Annotated in this window: 23 protein-coding genes; 9 read left to right on the plus strand and 14 right to left on the minus strand. The window is 72.1% G+C overall.

Features of this window, described 5'->3' with window-relative positions; genetic code table 11:
- Positions 1 to 6 precede the first annotated feature (6 nt).
- From ACSBPG_RS15965 to ACSBPG_RS15980, 4 genes are read right to left on the minus strand one after another with little or no spacing between them, the layout of a single operon-like run.
- Positions 7 to 546, minus strand: a complete 540-nt coding sequence (locus tag ACSBPG_RS15965; RefSeq protein ID WP_435538176.1) for a VOC family protein — start codon at positions 544 to 546, stop codon at positions 7 to 9.
- Positions 547 to 554: 8 nt separating this feature from the next.
- Positions 555 to 1,832, minus strand: a complete 1,278-nt coding sequence (locus ACSBPG_RS15970; RefSeq protein ID WP_435538177.1) for a TRAP transporter large permease — start codon at positions 1,830 to 1,832, stop codon at positions 555 to 557.
- Entirely contained in the window at positions 1,829 to 2,344 is a 516-nt protein-coding gene (locus ACSBPG_RS15975; RefSeq protein ID WP_435538178.1) for a TRAP transporter small permease, read from the minus strand. Before ACSBPG_RS15975 ends, ACSBPG_RS15970 begins: the two co-directional genes overlap by 4 nt.
- A gap of 28 nt (positions 2,345 to 2,372) precedes the next feature.
- Positions 2,373 to 3,407: a TRAP transporter substrate-binding protein gene (locus tag ACSBPG_RS15980; RefSeq protein WP_435538179.1), complete on the minus strand. Its 1,035-nt coding sequence runs from the start codon at positions 3,405 to 3,407 to the stop codon at positions 2,373 to 2,375.
- A 118-nt stretch (positions 3,408 to 3,525) separates the two neighbouring features.
- Here ACSBPG_RS15980 and ACSBPG_RS15985 point away from each other — a divergent pair, with 118 nt between their 5' ends.
- Positions 3,526 to 4,632, plus strand: coding sequence for a LacI family DNA-binding transcriptional regulator (locus ACSBPG_RS15985; RefSeq protein ID WP_435538180.1), 1,107 nt, complete (start codon positions 3,526 to 3,528; stop codon positions 4,630 to 4,632).
- 10 nt (positions 4,633 to 4,642) lie between these two features.
- On the opposite strand, the gene ACSBPG_RS15990 is transcribed toward ACSBPG_RS15985, so the two are convergent.
- The gene (locus ACSBPG_RS15990) at positions 4,643 to 5,098 is read right to left on the minus strand and encodes a nucleoside deaminase (RefSeq protein ID WP_435538181.1); all 456 of its coding nucleotides are present in this window, start codon (positions 5,096 to 5,098) and stop codon (positions 4,643 to 4,645) included.
- Positions 5,099 to 5,222: 124 nt separating this feature from the next.
- Here ACSBPG_RS15990 and ACSBPG_RS15995 point away from each other — a divergent pair, with 124 nt between their 5' ends.
- Genes ACSBPG_RS15995 through sugE form a run of 4 tightly spaced genes read left to right on the plus strand, consistent with a single transcriptional unit; the run spans position 5,223 to position 7,477 of the window.
- A complete protein-coding gene (locus ACSBPG_RS15995) occupies positions 5,223 to 5,432 on the plus strand; it encodes a dodecin (RefSeq protein ID WP_435538182.1) in 210 nt (69 codons plus the stop codon).
- Positions 5,433 to 5,491: 59 nt separating this feature from the next.
- Complete coding sequence (locus ACSBPG_RS16000) at positions 5,492 to 6,607, plus strand: pseudouridine synthase (protein WP_435538183.1); 1,116 nt, start codon at positions 5,492 to 5,494, stop codon at positions 6,605 to 6,607.
- Positions 6,588 to 7,157 carry a 16S rRNA (guanine(966)-N(2))-methyltransferase RsmD gene (gene rsmD / locus ACSBPG_RS16005; RefSeq protein WP_435538184.1) on the plus strand — a complete coding sequence of 190 codons (570 nt, stop codon included), beginning with the start codon at positions 6,588 to 6,590 and terminating at the stop codon, positions 7,155 to 7,157. The genes ACSBPG_RS16000 and rsmD overlap by 20 nt, the downstream gene beginning before the upstream one ends.
- Entirely contained in the window at positions 7,157 to 7,477 is a 321-nt protein-coding gene (sugE, locus tag ACSBPG_RS16010; protein ID WP_435538185.1) for a quaternary ammonium compound efflux SMR transporter SugE, read from the plus strand. The genes rsmD and sugE overlap by 1 nt, the downstream gene beginning before the upstream one ends.
- Before the next feature lie 16 nt (positions 7,478 to 7,493).
- On the opposite strand, the gene ACSBPG_RS16015 is transcribed toward sugE, so the two are convergent.
- Positions 7,494 to 9,188 (minus strand): methyl-accepting chemotaxis protein, encoded by a 1,695-nt coding sequence (locus tag ACSBPG_RS16015; RefSeq protein WP_435538186.1) that lies wholly within the window; start codon positions 9,186 to 9,188, stop codon positions 7,494 to 7,496.
- Positions 9,189 to 9,381: 193 nt separating this feature from the next.
- On the opposite strand from ACSBPG_RS16015, the gene ACSBPG_RS16020 reads away from it, so the two are divergent.
- Together ACSBPG_RS16020 and ACSBPG_RS16025 are read left to right on the plus strand one after the other, a co-directional pair.
- Positions 9,382 to 11,043 (plus strand): alpha-amylase family protein, encoded by a 1,662-nt coding sequence (locus tag ACSBPG_RS16020; RefSeq protein ID WP_435538187.1) that lies wholly within the window; start codon positions 9,382 to 9,384, stop codon positions 11,041 to 11,043.
- A gap of 107 nt (positions 11,044 to 11,150) precedes the next feature.
- Entirely contained in the window at positions 11,151 to 12,308 is a 1,158-nt protein-coding gene (locus ACSBPG_RS16025) for a M10 family metallopeptidase C-terminal domain-containing protein (RefSeq protein WP_435538188.1), read from the plus strand.
- A gap of 13 nt (positions 12,309 to 12,321) precedes the next feature.
- On the opposite strand, the gene mutL is transcribed toward ACSBPG_RS16025, so the two are convergent.
- Positions 12,322 to 14,154, minus strand: coding sequence for a DNA mismatch repair endonuclease MutL (gene mutL / locus ACSBPG_RS16030; RefSeq protein WP_435538189.1), 1,833 nt, complete (start codon positions 14,152 to 14,154; stop codon positions 12,322 to 12,324).
- A 314-nt stretch (positions 14,155 to 14,468) separates the two neighbouring features.
- Here mutL and ACSBPG_RS16035 point away from each other — a divergent pair, with 314 nt between their 5' ends.
- Both ACSBPG_RS16035 and ACSBPG_RS16040 read left to right on the plus strand, forming a co-directional pair.
- Positions 14,469 to 14,906 (plus strand): antitoxin Xre/MbcA/ParS toxin-binding domain-containing protein, encoded by a 438-nt coding sequence (locus tag ACSBPG_RS16035; RefSeq protein ID WP_435538190.1) that lies wholly within the window; start codon positions 14,469 to 14,471, stop codon positions 14,904 to 14,906.
- A 26-nt stretch (positions 14,907 to 14,932) separates the two neighbouring features.
- Positions 14,933 to 15,394, plus strand: a complete 462-nt coding sequence (locus tag ACSBPG_RS16040; RefSeq protein ID WP_435538191.1) for an RES family NAD+ phosphorylase — start codon at positions 14,933 to 14,935, stop codon at positions 15,392 to 15,394.
- A gap of 66 nt (positions 15,395 to 15,460) precedes the next feature.
- On the opposite strand, the gene pgi is transcribed toward ACSBPG_RS16040, so the two are convergent.
- The 7 genes from pgi to ileS all read right to left on the minus strand — a co-directional run bounded on the left by pgi (position 15,461) and on the right by ileS (position 24,688).
- Complete coding sequence (gene pgi / locus ACSBPG_RS16045) at positions 15,461 to 17,104, minus strand: glucose-6-phosphate isomerase (RefSeq protein WP_435538192.1); 1,644 nt, start codon at positions 17,102 to 17,104, stop codon at positions 15,461 to 15,463.
- Between the two features lie 42 nt (positions 17,105 to 17,146).
- Positions 17,147 to 17,422, minus strand: coding sequence for a hypothetical protein (locus ACSBPG_RS16050; RefSeq protein ID WP_435538193.1), 276 nt, complete (start codon positions 17,420 to 17,422; stop codon positions 17,147 to 17,149).
- A gap of 190 nt (positions 17,423 to 17,612) precedes the next feature.
- On the minus strand, positions 17,613 to 18,974 hold the full coding sequence (locus ACSBPG_RS16055; RefSeq protein WP_435538194.1) for a M16 family metallopeptidase: 1,362 nt from the start codon (positions 18,972 to 18,974) through the stop codon (positions 17,613 to 17,615).
- Positions 18,975 to 18,977: 3 nt separating this feature from the next.
- The gene (locus tag ACSBPG_RS16060; RefSeq protein ID WP_435538195.1) at positions 18,978 to 20,408 is read right to left on the minus strand and encodes a M16 family metallopeptidase; all 1,431 of its coding nucleotides are present in this window, start codon (positions 20,406 to 20,408) and stop codon (positions 18,978 to 18,980) included.
- A 103-nt stretch (positions 20,409 to 20,511) separates the two neighbouring features.
- Positions 20,512 to 21,087 (minus strand): DUF3035 domain-containing protein, encoded by a 576-nt coding sequence (locus tag ACSBPG_RS16065; protein WP_435538196.1) that lies wholly within the window; start codon positions 21,085 to 21,087, stop codon positions 20,512 to 20,514.
- Positions 21,088 to 21,144: 57 nt separating this feature from the next.
- Positions 21,145 to 21,651, minus strand: a complete 507-nt coding sequence (gene lspA / locus ACSBPG_RS16070) for a signal peptidase II (protein ID WP_435538197.1) — start codon at positions 21,649 to 21,651, stop codon at positions 21,145 to 21,147.
- 193 nt (positions 21,652 to 21,844) lie between these two features.
- A complete protein-coding gene (ileS, locus tag ACSBPG_RS16075) occupies positions 21,845 to 24,688 on the minus strand; it encodes an isoleucine--tRNA ligase (protein WP_435538198.1) in 2,844 nt (947 codons plus the stop codon).
- Positions 24,689 to 24,719 lie beyond the last annotated feature (31 nt).

Below are 24,719 nucleotides of genomic sequence, written 5' to 3' on the forward strand. Positions count from 1 at the left end.
GCGGGCTCACAGGGTCGCCAGGTCGGGGAACGGGCGCACCGGATCGGCGCCGCTCCAGCCGGACGAGGACTCGCGGATGAGGTCGAACAGGCGGCCCTTGGGGCCGACCACCTCCGACAGCTCGATGACCGTGCCGGGGTGCGCCTCGCGGTCGAAATAGACGAAGCGGCCGTTGGCGCCGACGTTGCCGCTCATCCTGACGCGGAAGCCCTGCGCCTCCATCCGGGCGAGGTCGGCGTCGAAGCTCTGGGTCCAGTAGGCGACGTGCTGCAGGCCGCGGTGGCCGGCCCGCTTGAAGTCGCGGTACATCGACGGGGCGTCGTTGCGGGTCTCGATCAGCTCGACCTGCACCGCGCCGCTGTTGGCGAGCGCCACCGCGTTGTGCACCTCGTAGCGGCGGCCGTCGTAGATGTAGTCCTCGATCGGGACCTTCGGGTTGTAGAACCAGGGGCCGACGCCCATGACCTCGGACCAGTGGGCCATGGCCGCCTCGATGTCGTCGACGACGTAACCGAGCTGGCGGATCTCGCCAAGGAATCTGCTCATCGGGAAGCCTATTGGACGAAGAGGTTGGGGAGCCACGTCGACACCGCCGGGACGGCCGAGACGACGAGCAGGGAAAGGAGCAGCGACACCAGGAAGGGCAGGCAGCCGCGGATCACCGAATGGACGGGCATGTCGGCGATGATCGAGACCATGTAGAGGCTCATGCCCAGCGGCGGCGTCAGCAGGCCGATCATCAGGTTGAGCACGAAGACGATGCCGAGCTGCAGCGGGTCGACCCCGGCGGCGTGGAGCGCCGGCGCGACGATCGGCGCGATGATGAGGATCGCCGCGATCGACTCCAGCACCATGCCGACCAGCAGGAGCAGCACGTTGACGAGGAACAGCAGGACCAGCGGGTCGTCGGAGAGGCCGAGGAGGAAGGTCCCGGCCAGCGCCGGCACCCGGTCGAAGGTCAGCACCCAGGCGAACACCGCGGCCGCGGCGACGATGAAGAGGATGCTGGCGGTGGCGTCGACCGTCTCGCCCAGGCACTCCCAGACCGCCCGCCAGGTCAGCGTGCGGTAGACGGCGAAGCCGATCACCAGCGCGTAGGCGACGGTGACGCCGGCCACCTCGGTCGGGCCGAAATAGCCGCTCAGCAGGCCGCCGATCAGCAGCACCGGCGCCATCAGCGCGGGGAACGAGACGACGGCCTTGCGGGCGATCGCCGCCAGGGAGGGACGGACGTCGTCGCGCGGCAGCCCCTTCATCTTGGCCATCACCGCCACCTGGCCGATCAGGCACAGGGTGATGAGGAAGGCCGGGACGATGCCGGCGAGCAGCAGCTTCACCGCCGAGACGTTGGCGACGCTGGCGTAGATGATGATCGGGATCGACGGCGGGAAGATCGGCCCGATCGTCGCGGCCGCCGCCGTGAGGCCGGCGGCGAACTCCTTGCGGTAGCCCTGCCCGGTCATCTGGCCGATCTGGATCTTGCCGAGCGCCCCGATGTCGGCGAGCGCCGCGCCCGAGACACCGGAGAAGATCAGGCTGACGAGGATGGTGACCTGGGCCACGCCGCCGCGGATGCGGCCGACGAGCAGGCGGACCAGGTCGAAGAGATGCGTCGTCACGCCCATGGCGTTGAGCAGGCTGGCCGCCAGGATGAACAGGGGAACGGCCAGCAGCGGGGTGGAGTCGAGCGCGTTGACGGCGCGCTGCGCCAGCACGTTGACCGGCAGGCCGAAGCCGACGATGACCAGCGCCGACGACAGGCCGAGCGACACGGCGATCGGCACGCCCGCCAGCATGAGGGCGATGAAGAGGCCAAGCAGAAGAAGGCTCACGACCGCTCTCCTTCGCCGTTCCGGGAGCGGGTAGCGGGATCGGCGATGCGCTCCAGGGTGACCAGGGCCAGCAGGAGGTAGCCGACGACGGCGGGGGCGTAGAACAGCCAGTTGGGAAGGCCGATGGCCGGCGTCACGAACCCGCCGGCGCGGCCCAGGAAGGCGTGCAGGCCGTAGAGCGCCAAGCCGCTGAACAGCAGGACCGCGACCTCCACGGCGACGGCCAGCGCCCGGCGCTGGCGCAGGGGCAGCAGCTGCGGGACCATGTCGACCGCCACGTGCTGGCCCCGCAGCGCCAGCACGGGCACGGCCAGGAACACCAGGGCGATGCCGGAGAAGCGCGCCAGCTCGTCGGCCCAGGCCATGCCGAGGTTGAACAGGTTGCGGCCCGCCACCTGCGCGACCACCAGCCCGGCCACCAGCGCCAGGGACAGGATCGCCACGGTGCGGCAAGCGACGACGACGGACGTCAGCGCCCGCACGCGGGCGCCTCCCGTTCTCACGGCCATCATGCCCTGGTGCTCCCGATCGGCCGGACCGTCAGGCGACGGCCTTGATCATGTCGTAGAGCTTGCCGTACTTGGCGCCGAAGCGCTCCTGCACGAGCTTGCTCACCGAAGCGCGGAAGGCCTCGACGTCGAGGCCGTCCTCGGGGCCGATCACCGTCATGCCGAGCTTGCGCAGCGCCTCGGTGTCCTTGGCCTCGTTGTCCTGGATCGCCTTGGTGGCGCGTTCGCGGATGTCGGCGGCGGCGGCCGTCACCGCCTCCTTGTGGGCCGCCGACAGGCCCTGCCAGGCGTCCTCGTTCATCACCACCACCTCGGCGTTCGCCATGTGCCCGGTCAGCATGAGGTGCGACTGCACCTCGTAGAGCTTGACGCTGAGGATGACGTTGACCGGGTTCTCCTGGCCGGCGACGATGCCCGTCGCCAGCGCCGTCGGCACCTCCGACCAGTCGACCGGGACCGGCGCGGCGCCCATCCCTTCCACCGCCGTGGTGTAGATCGGGAAGGGAACCGCCCGGATCTTCACCCCGGCGAGATCCGCCGGCGTGCGGACGGCCTTGTTGCAGCTCAGGTTGCGGCGGCCGAAGTAGTGGGCGTAGATGACGCGGATGTTGGCCGCCTGGATGAGGCCCTGGTTCAGTTCCGTCATCACCGGCGAGTTCACGTCCATCACCTTCATCAGGTGCTCGACGTCGCGGTAGAGGTAGGGGGTGTCGAGGGCGGCGAAGGGCTCGTAGAGCGAGCCGATGCCGCCGGCGGTGTTGTGCGAGAAGGCGATGGTGCCGAGCGACACCGCCTCGGCCAGCTCCTTCAGCTTGCCGAGCTGGGAGGACGGGAAGACATCGACCGTGAGGTCGCCGCCGGAATGCGCGCCCACCGCCTGGGCGAACCAGTCGGCCTGGGCGCCGGCCACGCTGGCCGGCTCGTTGTTGTGGCCGTAGCGCAGCTTCACGGACGCGGCGCGGGACGGCCCCGGCATCATCGCCGCGGCCCCGGCCCCGAGTCCGAGGGCCAGCGCGGTGCGGCGCGTGAGGCGATGGCTGGCGAAGCGGAGCGGCGTGTCGGTCATCCTGTCCTCCCATGATGCGTTATGAGGTATGGTGTTCGCGACGCCCCAATTGTCTCGACACCAGCAATCCGTTTGAACGACGTTATGAACATGGGCCGTCGAGTTCAAACGGGATTAGATGATGGGTTTTGATGTGTCGGCGGCGTCCGCCCCCGCGTCCGCCCCGGTGCTGCCGCGGGCGCCGCGGCTGAACGACGTCGCCGCGGCGGCGCGGGTGTCGCCGGCCACCGTCGACCGCGTCCTCAACCGCCGCAAGGGGGTCAAGGAGCGCACCGTGCAGCGCGTCCTGCGGACGGCGCTCGACCTCGGCTACCTGACGGCGGCCGAGGTCGAGCGTCTGTCGAGCCCGCGGCCGCCCAACGTCGCCTTCCTGCTGCCGATGGGCAGCAACCCCTATCTGCGGCTGCTCGGCGAGAAGCTGCGGGCGCTGGCCGCCTCGAAGTCGCGCGACGGCGCCCGCGTCCGCTGCTTCTTCATCGACAGCTTCGACGCCGACGCGCTGGCCGCCTCGATCCGCCGCCAGGCGGCGTGGGCGGACGGCATCGTCTTCCTGGCCATCGACCACCCGGTGGTGCGCGAGGCGGTCGAGGACGTGACGGCGGCGGGCAAGCACGTCGTCACCGTCGTCTCGGACCTGCCGCACCCGGGACAGGCCGCCTATTTCGGGCTGGACAACCGGGCGGCCGGGCGCACCGCCGGCTATCTGCTGGGCCGCTTCTGCGGCCGTGCGGGCGGCAGCGTCGCCCTGGTCGCCGGCAGCCCCATCTACCGCGCCCATTCCGAGCGCGAGTCCGGCTTCCTCGGGGTGATCGCCGAGATGTTCCCCCGCCTGCGGCCGGTCGGCACGCGGGAGGGGCACGACGACAGCGACGAGAACTACCGGCACACCGTCTCGCTGATCGAGCAGAACCCGGACCTCGTCGGGATCTACAACGTCGGCGGCTCGTCCCAGGGGATCGGGCGGGCGCTGCGGGAGAAGGGCCGGGCGGCGGAGGTGGTCTTCATCGGCCACGGCCTGTCGGCCGACACCCGGCAGCTCCTCATCGAGGGGACGATGGACGCCGTCATCAACTCCGATCCCGACGCCGTCCTGGCGGGGGCGCTCGACCTGGTGCACCGCCTCCAGCGCGGCGAGGAGGCGTCGGCGGTGCCGCCGATCAAGCTGGACGTCTTCTTCCGCGAGAATCTGCCGGCCGGCTATCTCCGGCCGCCGGTCCGGCCGTGACCGCCCGTCCTCACGCCCGGCGGTCGCGGAAGAAGGTCCGCAGCAGCGCCGCCGCCTGCGTCTCCGCGAAGCCGCCGTAGACCTCCGGGGCGTGATGGCAGGTGGGCTGCGCGAAGAAGCGCGGCCCGTGCTCGACGCCGCCGCCCTTGGGGTCGTAGGCGCCGAAATAGACGCGGCGCAGGCGGGCGAAGCTGATCGCCGCGGCGCACAGGGCGCACGGCTCCAGGGTCACGTAGAGGTCGATCCCCGGCAGGCGCGGCGCGCCCGCCGCGGCGCAGGCGGCGCGGATCGCCAGCACCTCGGCGTGGGCGGTCGGGTCGTTCAGCGCCTCCGTGCGGTTGCCGGCGCGCGCCAGCACGCGGCCGCTCGCCGGCTCGACGAGCACCGCCCCAACCGGCACCTCGCCGCGCGCCGCCGCGGCCTGCGCCTCGGCCAGGGCCAGCGCCATGTAGGGGGAGTCACGCATGGCGGCGAACGTGGCCCGCCCCCGGCCGGGCGTCAAGCGCGGCCGCGTCACCAAGGGACGTTGATCGCGGCACCGTTCGGGACCAAGCTGGACGTCCGACCCCAACCCGGCGAGGACAGCGGCCATGGAGAACCACGTCTACAAGAAGATCGAGATCGTCGGCACCGCCGAGGGCAGCATCGACGACGCCATCAAGAACGGCGTGGAGCGGGCCGCCCGGACGCTGCAGCACCTCGACTGGTTCGAGGTCCAGGAGATCCGCGGCTCGATCCGCGGCGGCACGGTGGCGCAGTACCAGGTGGTCATGAAGGTGGGGTTCCGCCTGGAGGAGTGACGGCCGGCGCGCCCGCTTCCCCGTTGCGGGTGGGGCGGCTTGGCCCTATGGTCCCGGCCATGGACACGCCCCCTTCCGACACCCCCCACGACCCCCTGGCCGGCCAGGGCGATCCGCCGGATTCCGGCGGCGAGCGCATCGCCAAGCGGCTGGCGCGCGCCGGCCTGTGCTCGCGCCGCGACGCCGAGCGCTGGATCGCCGAGGGCCGCGTCGCCGTCAACGGCCGCACCCTCGACAGCCCGGCCTGCGTGGTGTCGGCGGGCGACGTCGTGCTGGTCGACGGCCAGCCGATCCCGGAGCCGGAGCCGACCCGCCTGTGGCGCTACCACAAGCCGGCGGGGCTGGTCACCACGGCGCGCGACGAGAAGGGACGCTCCACCGTCTTCGAGAAGCTGCCGCCGGGCATGCCGCGCGTCGTCTCGGTGGGCCGCCTCGACCTCAACACCGAGGGGCTGCTGCTCCTCACCAACGACGGCGAGCTCGCCCGCTTCCTCGAGCTGCCGGCCACCGGCTGGACGCGCCGCTACCGCGTGCGCGTGCACGGCACGGTGGACGAGCGCCAGCTCGCCGGCCTCGCCAAGGGGCCGACCATCGAGGGCGTGACCTACGGCCCCATCGAGGCGGCGCTCGACCGGGTCCAGGGCACCAACGCCTGGCTCACGGTCGGCCTGAAGGAGGGCAAGAACCGCGAGATCCGCAAGGTGATGGAGAGCCTCGGCCTGCAGGTCACCCGCCTGATCCGCACCGCCTACGGCCCCTTCCAGCTCGGCAAGCTGGAGGAGGGGACGGTCGAGGAGGTGCCGCGGCGCGTCGTCAAGGACCAGGTCATGGGCTTCTTCCGCAACCGCGACGGCGCCGCCGCGGCCGAGGCGCCGTCGGGCCACGCCAAGGCGGCGCCGCGCAAGCCGGGACCGCCGCGCGCGGCGCAGGGCCGGCCGGGCGGGCAAGCGCCGGCGGGCAAGCCGTCCACCGGCAAGCCGTCCGCCGGGAAGACCTCGGCCGGCAAGGCGGCGTCCGGCCGATCCGGTGCCGGCAAGCCACCCGCCGGCAAGCCACCCGCCGGGAAGGCGCCGGCCGGCACGCCGTCGGCCAAGCCCGCGGCAGCGCGCCCGGGCGACCGCAGCGGCGGCAAGCCGGCGCCGCGGGACGGCGGCCGTGCGGATCGTCGGCGGTAGCCACCGCGGCCGGCGCCTGACGGCCCCGGCCGGGCGCGACGTGCGGCCGACCAGCGACCGCACCCGCGAGGCGATCTTCAACATCCTGGCGCACAGCGGCTGGGGTCCCGGCGGCGGCTCGCCGGTCGACGGCGCCGCCGTGCTCGACGTCTTCGCCGGCACCGGCGCGCTGGGGCTGGAGGCGCTGTCGCGCGGCGCCGCCGCCGCCACCTTCCTCGACGCCGGCCGCGCCGCGCTCGACGCGCTGCGCGCCAACGTGGCGGCGCTGGGCGAGGAGGGGCGCTGCACGGTGCTGCGCGGCGACGCCACCCGGCCGCCGCGGGCAGGCACCCCGGCGACCCTCGCCTTCCTCGACCCGCCCTACGGCCGCGATCTCGCCCCGGCGGCGCTGACGGCGCTGGCCGCGGCCGGCTGGCTCGCTCCGGGGGCGGTGCTGGTGGTGGAGGAGGCGGCCGACGCCCCGCTGGCGCTGCCGACCGGCTTCCGTGCCCTGGACGAGCGCCGCTACGGCGACACCCGCGTGCTGTTCGCCGCGGCGGAGGAGCCGTGATGGCCTGGTCCTATCTGGTGGTGGCCGGCCTGCTGGAAATCGTCTGGGCGATCGGCCTCAAGCACAGCGACGGCTTCACCCGCCTCGGCCCCTCGCTGGTGACCGGGGCGGCGATGCTGGCGAGCATCGTCCTGCTGGCGCTGGCGCTCAGGGAACTGCCGGTGGGCACCGCCTACGCCGTGTGGACCGGCATCGGCGCGGTGGGGACGGTCATCTTCGGCATCGCCCTGCTGGGCGAGCCGGCGGGCTTGGCGCGGCTCGCCTGCATCGGCCTGATCGTCGCCGGCATCGTCGGGCTGAAGCTGGTCAGCCCGCACTGACGGGGCCGCGCCGCCGTCACGCCGCCAGCCGGTTGGAGGCGCGGATCTCCCCCAGGAACGCTTCGACGTGGTGTTCCAGCGCCTCCGACTGCTGCACCAGCTCGTCGGCGGCGGCCGAGACCAGGGTCGAGGCCTCCAGGGTGCCGGTGGCGGCGACCGACACGTCGGCGATGTGGGCGTCGATCTCGCCGGTGCCGTGGGCCGCCTGCTGCACGTTGCGGCCGATCTCGGCGATGGCGGCGTGCTGCTGGTGGATGGCCGAGGCGATGGAGGCCGAGGTCTCGTGGATGTCGTGCACGGTGCGGCCGATCTCGCCGATCACCGCCACCACCTGCTGCGTCTGCTGCTGGACGACGGCGATCTGGGCGGCGATCTCGTCGGTGGAGCGGGCGGTCTGGGTCGACAGGCCCTTGACCTCGCTGGCGACGACGGCGAAGCCCTTGCCGGCCTCGCCGGCGCGCGCCGCCTCGATGGTGGCGTTCAGCGCCAGCAGGTTGGTCTGGCCGGCGATGGCGCGGATCAGGTCGACCACCTCGCCGATGCGCTCCGCCGCCTCGGCGAGGCCGCGGATCACCTGGTTGGAGCGTCCGGACTGCTCGGCCGCCGCCTGGGCCACGGCGGCGGCGCGCTCGACCTGCCGGCCGATCTCGTGGCTGGCGGTGTTCAGCTCCTCGGTGGCGGCGGCGACCGTCTGCACGTTGGCCGAGGCCTGGCGGCTGGCGGCGGCGACGGCGGTGCTCTGGCTGCTGGTCTGCCGGGCGTTGGCGGTCATGGTGCCGGCGGCGGCGTGCAGGCGTTCGATGACCTTGGCGATCGAGAGCACCATGCCCTGCACCCGCTGCTCCATGGCGTCGGCCATCGCCAGCATCGCCTGCTTGCGCTCGTCGATGGCGCGGCGTTCGTGCTCCTCCTGGGCGCGACGCATCTCCTCCAGGCGCCCGACGTTCTCCTTGAACACCTGGACCGTGCGGGCCATGTCGCCGATCTCGTCGCGGCGGTCCAGGGCCGGCACGGCGACCGTGGTGTCGCCGTCGGACAGGCGCAGCATGGCGGCGCGCATGGCGCCGACCGGACCGGTGATCGAGCGGCTGACCGCCCACGCCACACCCTGCACCGCCACCAGCACCAGGACGAAGAGGGCGGCCAGCTGCAGGGCCTTGGCGCGGAAGACCTCGTCGACGTCGTCGACGTAGATCCCGGTGCCGACCACCCAGTTCCAGCCGGGGATGCGGCGGACGTAGGAGATCTTCGGCGACGGCTCGGCCTCGCCCGGCCTGGCCCAGCGGTAGGCGACGAAGCCGGCGCCGTCGCGCCGCGCCTCCGCGATGAAGCGCTCGAACATGGGCAGGCCGTCGGCGTCGCGCAGGTCGAGCACGCTCCGGCCGATGCGGTCGCTCAGGGTCGGGTGCGCCAGCAGCCGCCCGTTCAGGTCGTTGACCCAGAAGTAGTTATCGCCCTCGTAGCGCAGCGTGGCGACCGCCTCCAGCGCGGCGCGCCGGGCGTCCTCCTCCGGCATGGCGCCGCGGCGCGCCAGTTCGGCGTAGCGCAGCACCAGGCTGGCGGCGCTGTCGACCAGGTCCCGCGTCTTCAGCTTGCGGTCGTTCATCAGCTCGCCGTGCAGGCTGAGCAGCGCCGTGACGCCGATCACCACCATGCCGATCAGCGCGATCGACGCCATGGCCGTCAGCCGGCCGCGCAACCTGAGCCCCATCGCCGTCGCTCCGCTGTCACGCCGCGCCGGAACTCGCCCCGTGCGGCGGTGCTGCAGGTCATAGCACCACGAATGTCCGCATTCAATTGGGGTTTATTCGCAGCAGCGAAGGCGGCCGATGGCGACGTTCCGGCGCCGCGGGAGCGCCGGGCGCCGTCCCCCTGTTCTTCCCCGGGAAGATGGAGGAACGTGCATGATCAACGATCTCTGGTACAAGAACGCGGTGATCTACTGCCTGTCCGTCGGCTCCTTCATGGACGCCGACGGCGACGGGGCGGGGGACTTCAAGGGGCTGATGCGCCGGCTCGACTATCTCCAGGGGCTCGGCGTCTCGACCCTCTGGCTGATGCCGTTCCAGCCGTCGCCGCGCCGCGACCACGGCTACGACCTGACCGACCATTACGGCGTCGACCCGCGCTACGGCTCGCTCGGCGACTTCGTGGAGTTCGCCCACGCCGCCAGGCAGCGCGGCCTGCGCATCATCATGGACCTGGTCATCAACCACACCTCCGACCAGCATCCCTGGTTCCAGGCGGCGCGGCGCGATCCCGCCTCGCCGTTCCGCGACTACTACGTCTGGTCCAAGGACAAGCCGCCGAACGCCGACCAGGGCATGGTCTTTCCCGGGGTGCAGAAGACCACCTGGACCTGGGACGAGGAGGCCGGCGCCCACTACTTCCACCGCTTCTACGCGTTCCAGCCGGACCTCAACATCGCCAACCCGGCGGTGCGGGCGGAGCTGCTGAAGATCATGGGCTTCTGGCTGGAGCTGGGGGTGGCCGGCTTCCGCATCGACGCCGTCCCCTTCATCATCGAGCGCGAGGGGCCGAACGTGACGCAGCAGGGGCCGCGCTACGACCTGCTGCGCTTCTTCCGCGAGTTCGCGCAGTGGCGCCGCGGCGACGTGGTGCTGCTCGCCGAGGCCAATGTCCCGCCCGAACAGAACGACGACTATTTCGGGCGCGACGCCGACCGCATGAACATGATGTTCAACTTCCCGCTCAACCAGCGGACGTTCCTGGCCATGGCGACCGGCGACGCCCGGCCGGTGGCGGAGGCGGTGGAGGCGACGCGCGGCATTCCCGACGCGACGCAGTGGGCCACCTTCCTGCGCAACCACGACGAGCTCGACCTCGGCCGCCTGGAGCCGGACCAGCGCCAGCGCGTCTTCGAGGCGTTCGGTCCGGAGCCCGGGATGCAGCTCTACGGCCGCGGCATCCGCCGCCGGCTGGCGCCGATGCTGGGCGGCGACCGCCGCCGGCTGGAACTGGCCTACAGCCTGCTGTTCTCGCTGCCGGGCTCACCGGTGCTGTTCTACGGCGACGAGATCGGCATGGGCGACGACCTGTCCCTGAAGGAGCGCGAGTCCGTCCGCACGCCGATGCAGTGGTCGAGCGAGCACGCCGGCGGCTTCACCGCCGCCGCGACGCCGTTCCGCCCGGTGATCGCCGACGGGCCGTTCGGCTGCGGCCGCGTCAACGTCGCCCACCAGCGCCGCGACCCCGGCTCCCTGCTCAACTGGATCGAGCGTCTGATCCGCCTGCGCAAGGAATGCCCGGAGATCGGCTGGGGCACGGTCACGGTGATCGACGCCGGCGACCCCGCCGTGCTGGCTCTGCGCTACGACTGGCGCGACACCGCCATGGTGTGCCTGCACAACGTGGCGGGGGAGCCGCGCCCGGCCGTCTTCGATCCCGGTCCGGGCGGCAAGTCCGACTGCCTGGTCAACCTGCTCTCCGAGGAGCACAGCCGCGCCGACGGCGGCGGCGTGCACCGCCTGCGCCTCGACGCCTACGGCTACCGCTGGTTCCGGGTCGGCGGGATGGACGAGGTGCTGCGGCGTAGCGACCTGTAGCGCCCCTCTGGGCGCGGCCGGGGGGGCCGCGGTCCCTCCTTGTCACACGACTCGGCGCACAAGGGGTGCCACATTCGGGGCAGGCCACCCCGAAAGCGCAGCCCCCGATGAGCACCATTGCCCCCCTGTCGCCCGAACAGGCGGCCGCCGCCCTCCTGTTTCCCATGCCGGACATGGTGGCGGTCTGGAACACGTCGTCGTCGGCGCCGGCCACCCTGACCTACCGGTTCGAGGACCGGATGCCGACGGACCGGCCCTGGGGCCAGGTCGACGGGTTCGAGGCGCTCGACGAGTCCGAGCGCGCGGTGGTGCGCGACCTGCTGACCCGCTACGAGGCGGTCGCCAACGTCCGGCTGGTGGAGGCGGCCGACGGGGTGGACGCCGACATCAGCTTTGGCAGCGCCTCGATGCGGGGGATGGGCGGCAACACCCAGTTCTACTACGACTACCGCTACGACGGCGCCGGCCAGGTGACGAGCCGCGACCTCGACGCGCTGGTGCTGGTGCACCGCGCCATCCCGCTGGACTCCGCCTACGGCCGCGACGTGATGCTGCACGAGATCGGTCACGCCTTCACGCTCAAGCACCCCGGCGCCTACGACGCCGGCGGCGCCTCGGCGCCGGGCCCCTTCCTGGCCGACGACCAGGACAACAACCTGTTCACGGTGATGTCCTACAACGCCAACCCGCACACCCACGAAGGGTGCGACTCGCTGGCCCTCTACGACATCGCCGCCCTGCAGCAGCGCTGGGGCGCCAACCTGGGCACCGGTGCGGGCGACGACGTCTACACCACGCCGGAGCCCGCCACCCTGTGGGACGCCGGCGGCGTCGACCGCCTGGACTTCTCGGCCTACGCCACCAACCAGCGGCTGGACCTCGGCGCCGGCCACTTCTCGTCGGTCGCCGGGCCGGACGACTTCGCGATCGCCTTCGGCGTCACCATCGAGCAGGCGACCACCGGCGCCGGCAACGACCGGCTGGTCGGCAACGGCGCCGACAACCGCCTGGACGGCGGCGCCGGCAACGACGTGCTGGTGGGCGGCGCCGGCGCCGACCGCTTCGTCTTCGGCGCCGACAGCGCCGACAACTGGATCGTCGACTTCCGCCCCGAGGAGGGCGACCGGCTGGAGCTGGCGGCCGGCGGCCCGTACAGCGTGGTGGCGGGGCCGGACGGGGCGGTGCTGTTCTTCGCCGGCGGCAACGTCACCCTGGCCGGCGTCGACGCGAACCGGGTCGAGGACGGCTGGTTCGCGACGGCGTGAAAGGAGCGCCGCTCTACCGCCGCCCGAACAGCCGCTCGATGTCGGCCAGCTTCAGCTCCACGTAGGTCGGCCGGCCGTGGTTGCACTGGCCGGAGTGGGGGGTGGCCTCCATCTGGCGCAGCAGCGCGTTCATCTCCTCCACGCTCAAGGTGCGGCCGGCGCGCACCGAGCCGTGGCAGGCCATGGTGGCGCACACCTCCTCCAGCCGCTCCTGGAGCGACGGCGCGTCGCCCAGCTCGGCCAACTCGTCGGCGAGGTCCTTGACCAGCGCCTTGGCGTCGGCGCGGCCGAGCAGGGCCGGCACCTCGCGCACCATGACGCAGCCGGGGCCGAAGGGCTCCAGCACCAGCCCCAGCTCGGCCAGCTCGGGGGCCCGGGCCACCAGGCGGGCCGCCGACGGCTCGTCCAGCTCCACCACCTCGGGGATCAGCAGCCCCTGGCGCTTGACGCCGCCGGCCACCAGCGCCGCCTTCATGCGCTCGTAGACCAGCCGCTCGTGGGCGGCGTGCTGGTCGACGATGACGATGCCGGTCTCGGTCTGGGCGACGATGTAGGTGTTGTGCACCTGGGCGCGCGCCGCGCCGAGCGGGTGGCTCGCGGCGGGCGGCGTGGCGTCCGCGGCGGCGGCGTAGTCCGGCGGGCGGGCCGAGGGGGCCGCCGCCAAGCCGCTCAGCGGCGCCTGGAAGGCGCTGGCGCGCTCGGCCAGCCCGCGCGGCACCGACGAGGACGGGGTGGGGTAGACCGGGCCGCCGCCCCACGGGGGACGGTGCGCCATGGGCGCCGCGGCGGCGCCCTCGGGGCGCAGGGCGCCCAGGGTGGCGACGCCGACGGTCGAGGAGGCGCGGTGGCCGGCCTCGGCGAGCGCGTGCTTGAGGGCGCCGACGATCAGGCCGCGCACCAGCCCGGTGTCGCGGAAGCGCACCTCGGCCTTGGCGGGGTGGACGTTGACGTCGACCTCCAGCGGGTCGAGCTCCAGGAACAGGGCGAGCAGCGGGTGGCGGTCGCGCGGCAGGAAGTCGGCGTAGGCGCCGCGCACCGCCCCGACCATCAGCTTGTCGCGCACCGGACGGCCGTTGACGAACAGGTGCTGCTGGCGCGCGGTGGGCCGGTGCAGGGTCGGCAGGCCGATCCAGCCGGCCAGCCGCGCCCCCTCGCGGGTGGCGTCGACCGGCACCGCGTTGTCCTGGAAGTCGCGTCCCATCAGGGCGCCGAGGCGGGTCAGCCGGGCGTCCAGCAGGTCGCCCTGGGCGGCCGACAGGCGCAGCACCGAGCGGGCGTCGTCGGCGAGCGTGAAGGCGACGCCGGGGTGCGCCATGGCGAGGCGCTCCAGCGTGTCCTGGACGTGGTCCAGCTCGGTGCGGTTGGCCTTGAGGAACTTGAGCCGCGCCGGCACGGCGGCGAACAGGTCGCGCACCTCGACCCGGGTGCCCTGGGCCAGCGCCGCCGGCTGCGGCCGGCCCTTGGCACCGGCGTCGACGGTGATCGCCCAGGCGCTGTCGGCGCCGCGCGGGCGGCTGGCGATGGTCAGCCGGCTGACCGCGCCGATCGAGGGCAGGGCCTCGCCGCGGAACCCCAGGCTGCGGATGTCCAGCAGGTCGTCGGACGGCAGCTTGGAGGTGGCGTGGCGCTCCACCGCCAGCTCCAGCTCCTCCGGCCCCATGCCGCAGCCGTCGTCGGTGACGGCGATCAGCGCCTTGCCGCCGTCGCGCACCACCACGTCGACGCGGCCGGCGCCGGCGTCGAGGGCGTTCTCGACCAGCTCCTTGACGGCGGCGGCGGGGCGTTCGACCACCTCGCCGGCGGCGATGCGGTTGACCAGGGTGTCGGGCAGGCGGCGGATCGGCATACGCCAAATATAGGGCTCCGACGCCGGCCGCGCTACCAGGGAGACGAGGTCGGGACGAAAGGCGTGCGGATCAGAAACGCAAGGGATGAAAGAATGGAAGGATGACTCGCCTTATCAACGTTCACATCGGGCTCACGACGTATCGGCCTGTATCGCCCACCGGGATATCCTGCTGGATCGCCATCGGCCACCACCCCGGTCCGTTCTGCTCCAACGCCGCGCCCGGGCCCTGACGGTTCCGCCGCGGCCTCGCAAAGCGTTTGCGCCCCGATCATATGATCCTATATGATAGGTTCAATTGGTCGGAGGACGCCATGCAGATTCAGGAGATCGTCACCATCATGGGCGGCCTCGCGGCGTTCGGGCGCGCGGTGACCACCCCGCTGGATCTTCAGCGCAGCATCGGTGCCGGCCTGAAGGTGGCGGCGCTCGACCGGGTCGCCGGGCACGTCTACTCCGACCCGACGGCCCGGCGTGGTCTGATGACCCGCGTCGTGCCAGAAGGCACGCTGAAGCGCCGCCTGCGGGAAGGCCGGCTCAGCCCAGCGGAAAGCGAGCGCGCCGCGCGCTTGGCCAACGTCATCGCCCACGCCGAGTACGTCTGGCGCGACGTGGATCAGGCGCGGCAGTGGCTTACCACACCGCACCCGGAACTCGGCGACCGCGCTCCCATCGACGTGGCGGTCGACGAGTTCGGCGCCCGGCACGTCGAGGAGATCCTCGATGGAATTCTGCACGGGCTGCCAGCCTGACGATGCCCTCTCACCCGACCGGCCCGTTGACGGCGTTCCGGATTGCCGACGACCGTTTCCCGCTGTTGGATGGCGGTGGCGCCTTCCGAACCGGTGGACGCTGGAACAGCAAGGGCCGCTACGTCATCTACGCCGGGATCGGCTTCGCCACCGCCATGCTGGAGAAGTTGGTGCGGACCCGGATCGGCGTGGTGCCGGCCGGGCAGCAGTTCGCCGAGATCTTCATCCCCGGCAACCTCACGGTCGAAGAGGTGGGGCCGAGTGACGTTGCCGGCTGGAGCGATCCCGGCTATGCGGCGAGCCGTGCGTTCGGCGACGCCTGGTACGACAGCCGGCGCTCGGCGGTGCTGATCGTGCCGTCGCATCCGGCCATGGGGTTCGAGCGCAACGTGCTCATCCATCAACTGCACGCGGACTTCGCGGACATCCGCGCCGCACGGCCACGGCCGGTGCTGTGGGATGCCCGGCTGTTCGCACCTTTGCCTTGAAGGATGGGGCCGCGTCACCGTCCGGTCACCCGGCCGTCCGTCAGGTCGGCGCCTTTCCGGTCCGTCCTACCGGTGCTCGCGGTACCAGGCGATCAGGCCGTTGGTCGAGGAATCGTGGGCGGTCGCCGCGGGTGCGTCCTCCTGCAGCTCGGGCAGGATCTTGCCGGCGAGCTGCTTGCCCAGCTCCACCCCCCACTGGTCGAAGGAGTTGATCTCCCAGACGATGCCCTGGACGAACACCTTGTGCTCGTAGAGCGCGATCAGCGCGCCCAAGGTGCGCGGGTCGAGCCGCTCGAACAGGATGCTGTTGGACGGCACGTTGCCGGGAAACACGCGGTGCGGCAGCAGCGCCTCGATCGCGTCGGCCGGCCTGCCCGCCGCCGTCATCTCGGCGCGCACCTCGTCGGCCGTCTTGCCGCGCATCAGCGCCTCGGACTGGGCGAAGACGTTCGACAGGAGGATGCGGTGGTGGTCGCCCACCGGGTTGTGGGTCTGCGCCGGGGCGAGGAAGTCGCAGGGGATCAGCTCGGTCCCCTGGTGGATGAGCTGGTAGAAGGCGTGCTGGCCGTTGGTGCCGGGCTCGCCGAACACCACCGGGCCGGTGGCGTAGTCGACCGGCTCGCCGCGCCGGTTCACCCGCTTGCCGTTGCTCTCCATGTCGAGCTGCTGGAGATAGGCGGGGAAGCGGTGCAGGTACTGGTCGTAGGGCAGCACCGCGTGGGACTTGGCGCCCCAGAAATCGATGCACCACACGCCCAGCATGCCCATCAGCGCGGGCATGTTGCGCTCCAGGGGGGCCGTGCGGAAGTGCTCGTCCATGGCGTGGGCGCCGTCCAGCAGCTCCGTGAAACGCTCGAAGCCGATGCCGAGCGCGATCGGCAGGCCGATCGCCGACCACAGGGAGTAGCGCCCGCCCACCCAGTCCCAGAAGCCGAACATGTTCTCGGGGTCGATGCCGAAGGCGCGCACCGCCGGCTCGTTGGTGGAGACGGCGACGAAGTGCCTGGCGACGTGCGCCTCGTCCGCCGCCGTCTCCAGGAACCAGCGGCGGGCGGTGTGGGCGTTGGTCAGGGTCTCCTGGGTGGTGAAGGTCTTCGAGGCGATGACGAACAGGGTGGTTTCCGGGTCGAGCCACTCCAGGGTCTGCTGGATGTGGGTGCCGTCGACGTTGGAGACGAAGTGGAAGGCGATCTCCGGGTGGAGGAAGGGGGTCAGCGCCTCGGTCACCATGACCGGCCCGAGGTCGGAGCCGCCGATGCCGACGTTCACAACGTCGGTGATGCGCTGGCCGGTGTAGCCGGTCCACTCCCCGTCGCGCACCCGCTCGACGAAGCGCTCCAGGCGCGCCAGCACGCCCTGCACGTCGGGCATGACGTCGCGGCCGTCGACCAGCACCGGCCGGCCGGTGCGGTTGCGCAGGGCGGTGTGCAGCACCGCCCGGTCCTCGGTCGTGTTGATGCGCTCGCCGGCGAACATGCGGTCGCGCCAGCCCTCCACGTCCTGCTGGCGGGCCAGCGCCAGCAGCGCCTCGACCGTCTCCGCGGTGATGCGGTTCTTCGAGTGGTCGAACAGCAGCCCGGCGGCCTCCAGCGAGAAGCGCTCGAAGCGGCCGGGGTCGGCGGCGAACAGGTCGCGCATGTGGACGCCCTCCATCGCCGCGCGGTGACGGAGCAGGGCTTGCCAGGCGGGGGACTCGGTGAGCGCGGACATGGCGGGACTCTCCTCGGGAGAAACGGCGCGGACGGTTCGGGATCAGAGGATCTTGACGAGGGCGGCGATCAGGGCAGCCTGGCCGAGCAGCAACGGCACCAGCCAGCGCAGCAGGTCTGTCTTGGCGTCGGCGATGCTGGTCGCGATGCGGGAGTCGAGGCGGGCTTCCAGGGCGGCGAGATCGCTCTTCGTCGGCAACTCGGCGCCGGTCATCGCCTCGGCGATCGCCGCCGCGGCCGTGCGTGCCTGCTCCGGCGTGAAGCCGCCGGCCTGCAGGCGCTCGGCAAGCTTGAGGGTGTCGAAGGGGATCGCGGTCATCGCCCGTATCGGCCTGTTCCGTGATGCGTCGCCCACATTCTAACACGTTCCGCGGGAAATCGATCAGCGACCGCGCCGTCTCTCTCTGACCGCGAGCCGAAGCATCGCCACCTATTTGCCCCCGCCCCAACCCTCCCCCGCTTCGCAGGGGAGGGAGCAAGACCTGCTCCAAGGCCTTGACTGCGTGGTATCAACTCCCCCCGTCCACCGTCTGCCCGTCGGTCACGCCTTCCGGCCGGCCGACCAGCACGGTCAGCAGGCGGGCAGGGTCGAGCAGGCGCTTGGCGACGCGCTGGACGTCCTCGCGGGTCACCGCGTTGATCAGGTCGTCGCGGCGGTCGAGATAGTCGATGCCGAGGTCGTCGCGCTTGACCTGCAGGAGGATGCGGGCGATCGCCGAGGTCGACGAGAACTGCAGCGGGAAGGAGCCGGTGAGGAAGGTCTTGGCGTCGGCCAGCTCCTCCTCGGTGACCCCCTGTTCGGCCATGCGCTTCCACTCCGCCCGCATGATCGCCAGGGCCTCGCCGGCCTTGTCGTTGACGGTGGAACCGCCGGCCATGATCAGGGCGGTGTGGTCCAGCGGGATGAGATAGCTGTAGACGCCGTAGGAGAGGCCGCGCTTCTCGCGCACCTCCTCCATCAGGCGCGAGCCGAAGCCGCCGCCGCCCAGCACATAGTTCATCACCGTGGCGGCGTACCAGTCCGGGTCGGAGCGCTCGATCCCCTCCTGGCCCATGAGGATCACGGTCTGCGCCGTCGGGCGCTCGACCACCAGGGTGCGACCCTCGCCCTTGGGCGCCGCGTCGGCCAGCGGTGCCACCGCCGTGTCCGTCGGCAGGCCGCCGAACACGGTGTCGAGGGCACGCCCCAGCTCCTCCGGCGTGACGTCGCCGGAGGCGGCCACCACCAGACGCGAGCGGGCGAGCTGGCCCTGCACGAAGCGCTTCAGGTCCTCCGGCCCGATGCGCGGCAGGCTCTCCAGGGTGCCGCGGATCTCCCCGCCATAGGGGTGGCCGGGGTAGGCGGTGGAGAAGAAGGTGCGGCGCGCCACGAAGTCGGGGTCCGACTGGTCGCGGCGCAGGCTGGTCATGATGGCGGTGCGGATGCGCTCGACCGCCTCCGGGTCGAAACGCGGCTCGGCCATGGAGAGGCGGGCCAGCTCCAGCGCCTCGTCGCGGTTGCCGGTGAGCGTGCGCAGGCTGCCGGTGAAGGCGTCGCGCCCGGCGTCGAAGCTGAGGGCGATGGCGGCGTCGGCCAGCCGGCCCTGGAAGGCCTGGGAGTCGTAGGGCCCGGCGCCCTCGTCCATGGTCGAGGCGGCGAGGTTGGCGAGGCCGTCCAGCCCCTCGGGATCGCTGGCGCCGGCCCCCTCGAACGCCCATTCCAGGGCGATGATGGGATTCTTGTGGTCCTCGATCAGCCAGGCCTCGATGCCGCCGGGGCTGACGACGCGCTGCACCTCGACGGCGCGGGCCGGCAGGGCGAGGCCCGCGAGCAGAAGGACCGCGCCCAGGAGGCTCGGGATGGCGGCGCGGGCGAAGCGGTGCGACATCATGCCTCAGCTCCCCTTGTCCTGCTTGGGCTCCGGCCCCGGCAGCAGCAGGCCGGTGACGTGGTTGGTCTGGCCGAGCACGGCCCTGGCGGCCGCCTCGACCTGCTCTTCGGTGACGGCGGCGATGCGCACCGGCCACTCCTCGACGTCGTCGGCGCTCTGCCCGGTGGTCAGCGCCGTCCCCAGCGCCATGGCCGGGCCGGTCAGGCTGTCGCGGGCATAGGCCGCCTCGGCGAGCATGCGCTTCTTGGCGCGCGCCACCTCCTCGGCGGTGACGCCCTGGTCGAGCAATGTCCGGACCTCCTCCAGCAGCGCCGCCTCGAGCTGGTCCATGGAGACGCCGGGCGCCGGCGAGCCGCCCATGTGGAAGGCGGTGCGGTCCCAGGAGGAGGGGCTGTAGCCCATCCAGGCCGCGGTCGCGACCTTCTTCTCCGTCACCAGATCGCGGTAGAGCCGGCCGGTGGCGCCGCCGCTCATGATCTCGGTCAGCACCTGCAGCGCGTAGGCCTGGCGGTCGGGATCGATCCGGTAGGAGGGCGCCAGCCAGGCCCGCCGCCAGGTCGGCAGCCGCACCTCGGGATCGTTGAGGATGACCCGGCGGGCTGCGGCGATCGGCGGCTCGGCGACCCGGTGGCGCTCGGGCACGGCGCGCCGCGGCACGGCGCCGTAGTACTTCTCGGCCAGCGGCTTCAGCTCGGCCGCGGTGATGTCGCCGGAGACGACGAGGACGGCGTTGTTGGGGGCATACCAGCTGCGGTAGAAGGCCACCGCCTCCTCGCGGGTGAGGTCGGCGATCTCCGGCATCCAGCCGATCACCGGCGTGCCGTAGGGATGGTGGACGAAGAGGGTGGCGTTGAACTGCTCGCCCAGCCGGTCCGACGGCTCGTTCTCGGTGCGCTGGCGGCGCTCCTCCATGACGACGCTGCGCTCGGGGTAGACGACCTCGTCGGTGAGCTGCAGGTCGGCCATGCGGTCGGCCTCCATCCGCATCACCAGCTCCAGCCGGTCGCGCGCCACGTTCTGGTAGTAGGCGGTGTAGTCGTAGGAGGTGAAGGCGTTGTCGCGCCCGCCGTTCTTGGCGACGACGCGGCTGAACTCGCCGGGCGCCAGCTCGTCGGTGCCCTTGAACATCAGGTGTTCCAGGAAGTGGGCGATGCCCGACTGGCCGAGCGGGTCGTCGGCGGCGCCGACCCGGTACCACACCATGTGGGTGACCACGGGCACCCGGCTGTTGGTCACCACCACCACCCGCATGCCGTTCGACAGGGTGAAGGTCTCCGGGAAGAAGACCCCCTTCTCCACCGTGCCGCCCGCCGGGTCGGCGGCCGGTTCGGTGGCGGCGAGCGACGGCGGGGCGAGGGCGGCGGCGAGGGCGAACGCGCCCGCCGCGGCGATCCGGCGCGCGGTCCGGCGGGCGGTGCGGATGGCAACGAGCATCGGGGCTACGACTCCGGAATTGGCGGGGCCGGCGGCGGGGCCGCCGGAATCGAAAAAGGGGCGCCCCGGCGGGGCGCCCCTTGATACTGGGTGCGGCGGTCGCTCAGAACAATCCTTCCAACGGCGCCTTGCGCTTGCGCACGATGGTCGGCACCACCCCTTCGTTGAGCGGCTTGCCCTGGGCCTGGGCCTCGCGCAGGCGCTGCGCCTCCTTGGCCGGGTCGACCAGGGTGGCCGGCTCGCTCTGCTTCTGCCAGAACAGCAGGGAATCGATCCAGCTGCGGTCGGCGACGATGAGCTGCGTCGTCTCCTGGTCGACCTTGGCGCGGATGTCCGGCTCGGCGCGGTCGGCGCCGGCCCGGGTCAGCAGCGCCACCTCGCCCGAGCTCTCCGTCGAGCGGCCGCCGCGCGGCACCGTGCCGGCGCCGAATACCGTGGCCTCGGCCATGGCGGTGGGGCTCGGTTCGGTCGGCCGGGGGGCGCCCGGCCGGGGTGCCGGCAGGCGCATGTCGGGCGGCATGGTCAGGGGCGCGCGCGACACCACGGCGAACTCGTCGGGGCTGGTGCGGTCCAGGCCGATGGTGCGCCGGACGTCCGAGCAGCCGGCGAGCGCCAGGGCGGCCAGCGCCAGGCCCAGGATCGGTCGCGCCGCGCGGCGGCGCCGGAGGAGGGAAGGCATGCGGTACACGGCCATGGTGTCTCGTCGCTGGGGCGGCTCAGTTTTCCGTCCGCTCTATTACGACGTTTCGGGGGCCCTGAACAACCCGTCTATGACGAGCAGCGCAACGCCGACGGTGATTCCGCTGTCGGCGACGTTGAAGGCCCAGAAGTGCCAGCCGGCGGCGTGGAAGTCGAGGAAGTCGGCGACCGCCCCGAAGCGCAGGCGGTCGATGACGTTGCCGATGGCGCCGCCGATCACCAGCCCCAGGGCGAAGGCCGCCAGCCGGGTCTCGGCCCGGCGCAGCCACACCACGAGGAAGCCGGCGATGCCCACCGAGATGCCGCTGAGCACGTAGGGCATGAAGGCGTCCTGGCTGGCGAAGGTGCCGAAGCTGACGCCGTAGTTCCACACGAGGACGAGGTTGAAGAAGGGGGTGACCTCGATGACGTGGGGGATGGGCTGCATCACCACCTCGAGGATCCACCACTTGGTGAGCTGGTCGAGGACCAGCACCAGGACGGCGACCGCCAGCCCGAGGGCGAGGTGCGAGCGCCCCGGTGGCGGTGCGACGAAGGCGTTCATCGGGCCTCTCTCGTGTTTCTCATGACCCCTCCCTCGGCTTCGCCGGGGGAGGGTGGTGCCGAAGGCGCCGGGTGGGGGCAAGGTGTTGCCGGCAGGCTGGCGCCTCGGACGTGGCAAGAATGACAACGCTGGGCATTGGGGACCTCGCCCCCACCCCGGCCCTCCCCCACCGGAGGCGGGGGAGGGAGGTGAGTCACGCCGCCCCTACGGCGTCGGCGCAGCGGTGGCAGAGGGTGGGGTGGGCGGGGTCGCTGCCGACCTCGGGCAGGACCTTCCAGCAGCGCTCGCACTTCTCGCCCTCGGCCGGGGTCGGGATCACCGCCACGCCGGCCACGTCGGGCAGGGTGAAGGCGCCGTCCGGCGCGGCTCCCGCCTCGACCGCGATGCCCGAGGTGATGCAGACGTCGTCGAAGGCGACGCTGTCCAGCACCGCCTTGGTGTCGGCGTCGACGTAGACGGTCGGCCGCGCCTGCAGGGAGGAGCCGATCCGCTTGCTGGCCCGTTCGAGCTCCAGCGCCCCGGTGACCACCCGGCGCACCTCGCGCACCGTCGCCCACTTGGCCGCCAGCGCCTCGTCGCGCCACGCCTCGGGCACGTCCGGGAAGAGGCGCAGGTGCACGCTCTCGGCGTCCCAGCCCGGCTCGCCCTTCAGCCCGTCCGGACGGGCCAGCCAAGCCTCCTCGGCGGTGAAGCACAGCACCGGCGCCAGCCACGCCGTCAGGCACGACAGAAGCTGCTCCATCACCGTGCGCACGGCGCGGCGGCGGTCGCTGCCGGCGGGATCGCAGTAGAGGCTGTCCTTGCGGACGTCGAAGTAGAAGGCCGAGAGGTCGACCGCGCAGAAATTGTGCAGCGCCGTCGACAGGCTGTGGAAGTCGTAGGACTCGATGGCGGCGCGGATCTCGCGGTCCAGCTCGACCAGCCGGTGCAGCACCCAGCGCTCCAGCTCCGGCATCGCCGCCGGTTCCAGCCGCTCGGCCGGGCTGTAGTCGGCCAGCGCCCCCAGGAGGTAGCGCAGGGTGTTGCGCAGGCGGCGGTAGAGGTCGGCCTGGTACTTGATGATCTCCGGGCCGATGCGCTGGTCCTCGGTGTAGTCGGTGCCGACCACCCACAGGCGCAGGATATCGGCGCCGAACTTGTCGCACACCTCCTGCGGGGCGACCACGTTGCCCAGCGACTTCGACATCTTGCGGCCCTGCTCGTCGAGCGTGAAGCCGTGGGTCAGCACGGCGTCGTAGGGCGCGCGGCCGCGGGTGCCGCAGCTCTCCAGGAGCGAGGAGTGGAACCAGCCGCGGTGCTGGTCGGAGCCCTCCAGGTACAAGGACGCCGGCCACGCCAGTTCCGGCCGCTGCTCCAGCACGAAGGAGTGGGTGGAGCCCGACTCGAACCAGACGTCGACGATGTCGCGGATCTGCTCGAAATCGTCGGCCCGGTGGGCGTTGCCCAGGAAGTCCTGGGGATCGCGGGCGAACCAGGCGTCGGACCCCTCGGCCTCGAAGATCGCGGCGATGCGCTCGTAGACGGCGGGGTCGCACAGCAGCCGGCCGTCGGCCTTGCGCACGAACACGGCGATCGGCACGCCCCAGGCGCGCTGGCGGCTGATGCACCAGTCCGGCCGCTGCTCGATCATGGCGCGGATGCGGTTCTCGCCCTGGGGCGGCACCCAGCGGGTCTCGGCGATCGCCTTCAGCGCCACCTGGCGCAGGCCGTTCGTCTCCATGGAGATGAACCACTGCGGCGTGGTGCGGAAGATGAGCGGCGCCTTGGAACGCCAGGAGTGGGGATAGGAGTGCTTGAGCCGCCCCTGGGCCAGCAGGCCGCCCGCCTCCTGCACGGCGCCCAGCACGGCCTTGTTGGCCTCGCCCGGCTTGCCCTGGTCGGTGTAGACGCGCAGGCCGGCGAACAGCGGCACGTGCTCGTAGTAGCGGCCGTCCTCGCCGACCGTCTGCGGCACCTCCACACCGTTGGCCGTGCCGAGGTGGAAGTCGTCCTCGCCGTGGCCGGGGGCGATGTGGACGACGCCGGTGCCGGCGTCGGTGGTGACGAAGTCGCCGGCCAGCATCCGCACGTCGAAATCGTAGCCCCGGCCGGCCAGCGGGTGGCCGCACACGGTGCCGGCGAGGCGCTGGCCGGGGACGCGGTGCAGGCACGCCCAGTCGGCGATCCCCGCCTCCTTGGCGACGGCGTCGGCCAGCGCGGTGGCGAGCACGAGACGCTCGCCGGGGACGGCCAGCGAGCCCTCCTCGACCGCCGTCACCTCGTAGACGCCGTATTCGATCTCGGCGCCGTAGGCCAGCGCCCGGTTGCCGGGCAGGGTCCAGGGGGTGGTCGTCCAGATCACCACCTTGGCGCCGCCGAGCTCCGGCGTGCCGGGGGTGCGCACGGGGAAGCGCACGAAGCAGGTGGTGGAGGTGTGGTCGTGGTACTCGACCTCGGCCTCGGCGAGCGCGGTCTTCTCGACCACCGACCACAGCACCGGCTTGGCGCCCTTGTAGAGGCCGCCGTTGAGGGCGAACTTGTGGATCTCGCGGACGATCTGCGCTTCCGCGGGGAAGGTCATGGTGGTGTAGGGGCGCACCCAGTCGCCCTCGACGCCGAGGCGCTTGAACTCCTCGGTCTGCACCCCCACCCATTGCTGGGCGAACTGGCGGCACTCCGCGCGGAACTGGACGATCGGCACCTCGTCCTTGTCCTTGCCGGCCGCCCGGTACTTCTCCTCGATCTTCCACTCGATGGGCAGGCCGTGGCAGTCCCAGCCGGGGACGTAGTTGGCGTCGTTGCCCAGCATCTGGCGCGAGCGGACGACGATGTCCTTGAGGATCTTGTTGAGGGCGTGGCCGATGTGGATGTTGCCGTTGGCGTAGGGCGGGCCGTCGTGCAGCACGAACTTGGGCCGGCCGGCGGCGGTCTCGCGCAGGCGGCGGAACAGGTCCAGCTCGGCCCAGCGCTTCAGCAGCTCGGGCTCCTTGGTCGGCAGGCCGCCGCGCATGGGGAAGTCGGTGCGCGGCAGGAAGACGGTGGATTTGTAGTCGGTCATCGGGTTTCCTGGGGCGAAAGCGTCGGCGCGC

Source organism: Azospirillum sp. ST 5-10 (assembly GCF_051225715.1).
Lineage (GTDB): Bacteria > Pseudomonadota > Alphaproteobacteria > Azospirillales > Azospirillaceae > Azospirillum.

Coding starts and splice junctions, on each gene's coding strand:
- ACSBPG_RS15965 (WP_435538176.1), bottom strand. CDS start 546: ATGAGCAGATTCCTTGGCGAGATCCGCCAGCTCGGTTACGTCGTCGAC.
- ACSBPG_RS15975 (WP_435538178.1), bottom strand. CDS start 2,344: ATGATGGCCGTGAGAACGGGAGGCGCCCGCGTGCGGGCGCTGACGTCC.
- ACSBPG_RS15980 (WP_435538179.1), bottom strand. CDS start 3,407: ATGACCGACACGCCGCTCCGCTTCGCCAGCCATCGCCTCACGCGCCGC.
- ACSBPG_RS15985 (WP_435538180.1), top strand. CDS start 3,526: ATGATGGGTTTTGATGTGTCGGCGGCGTCCGCCCCCGCGTCCGCCCCG.
- ACSBPG_RS15990 (WP_435538181.1), bottom strand. CDS start 5,098: ATGCGTGACTCCCCCTACATGGCGCTGGCCCTGGCCGAGGCGCAGGCC.
- ACSBPG_RS15995 (WP_435538182.1), top strand. CDS start 5,223: ATGGAGAACCACGTCTACAAGAAGATCGAGATCGTCGGCACCGCCGAG.
- ACSBPG_RS16000 (WP_435538183.1), top strand. CDS start 5,492: ATGGACACGCCCCCTTCCGACACCCCCCACGACCCCCTGGCCGGCCAG.
- sugE (WP_435538185.1), top strand. CDS start 7,157: ATGGCCTGGTCCTATCTGGTGGTGGCCGGCCTGCTGGAAATCGTCTGG.
- ACSBPG_RS16015 (WP_435538186.1), bottom strand. CDS start 9,188: ATGGGGCTCAGGTTGCGCGGCCGGCTGACGGCCATGGCGTCGATCGCG.
- ACSBPG_RS16020 (WP_435538187.1), top strand. CDS start 9,382: ATGATCAACGATCTCTGGTACAAGAACGCGGTGATCTACTGCCTGTCC.
- ACSBPG_RS16025 (WP_435538188.1), top strand. CDS start 11,151: ATGAGCACCATTGCCCCCCTGTCGCCCGAACAGGCGGCCGCCGCCCTC.
- mutL (WP_435538189.1), bottom strand. CDS start 14,154: ATGCCGATCCGCCGCCTGCCCGACACCCTGGTCAACCGCATCGCCGCC.
- ACSBPG_RS16035 (WP_435538190.1), top strand. CDS start 14,469: ATGCAGATTCAGGAGATCGTCACCATCATGGGCGGCCTCGCGGCGTTC.
- pgi (WP_435538192.1), bottom strand. CDS start 17,104: ATGTCCGCGCTCACCGAGTCCCCCGCCTGGCAAGCCCTGCTCCGTCAC.
- ACSBPG_RS16050 (WP_435538193.1), bottom strand. CDS start 17,422: ATGACCGCGATCCCCTTCGACACCCTCAAGCTTGCCGAGCGCCTGCAG.
- ACSBPG_RS16055 (WP_435538194.1), bottom strand. CDS start 18,974: ATGATGTCGCACCGCTTCGCCCGCGCCGCCATCCCGAGCCTCCTGGGC.
- ACSBPG_RS16060 (WP_435538195.1), bottom strand. CDS start 20,408: ATGCTCGTTGCCATCCGCACCGCCCGCCGGACCGCGCGCCGGATCGCC.
- ACSBPG_RS16065 (WP_435538196.1), bottom strand. CDS start 21,087: ATGCCTTCCCTCCTCCGGCGCCGCCGCGCGGCGCGACCGATCCTGGGC.
- lspA (WP_435538197.1), bottom strand. CDS start 21,651: ATGAACGCCTTCGTCGCACCGCCACCGGGGCGCTCGCACCTCGCCCTC.
- ileS (WP_435538198.1), bottom strand. CDS start 24,688: ATGACCGACTACAAATCCACCGTCTTCCTGCCGCGCACCGACTTCCCC.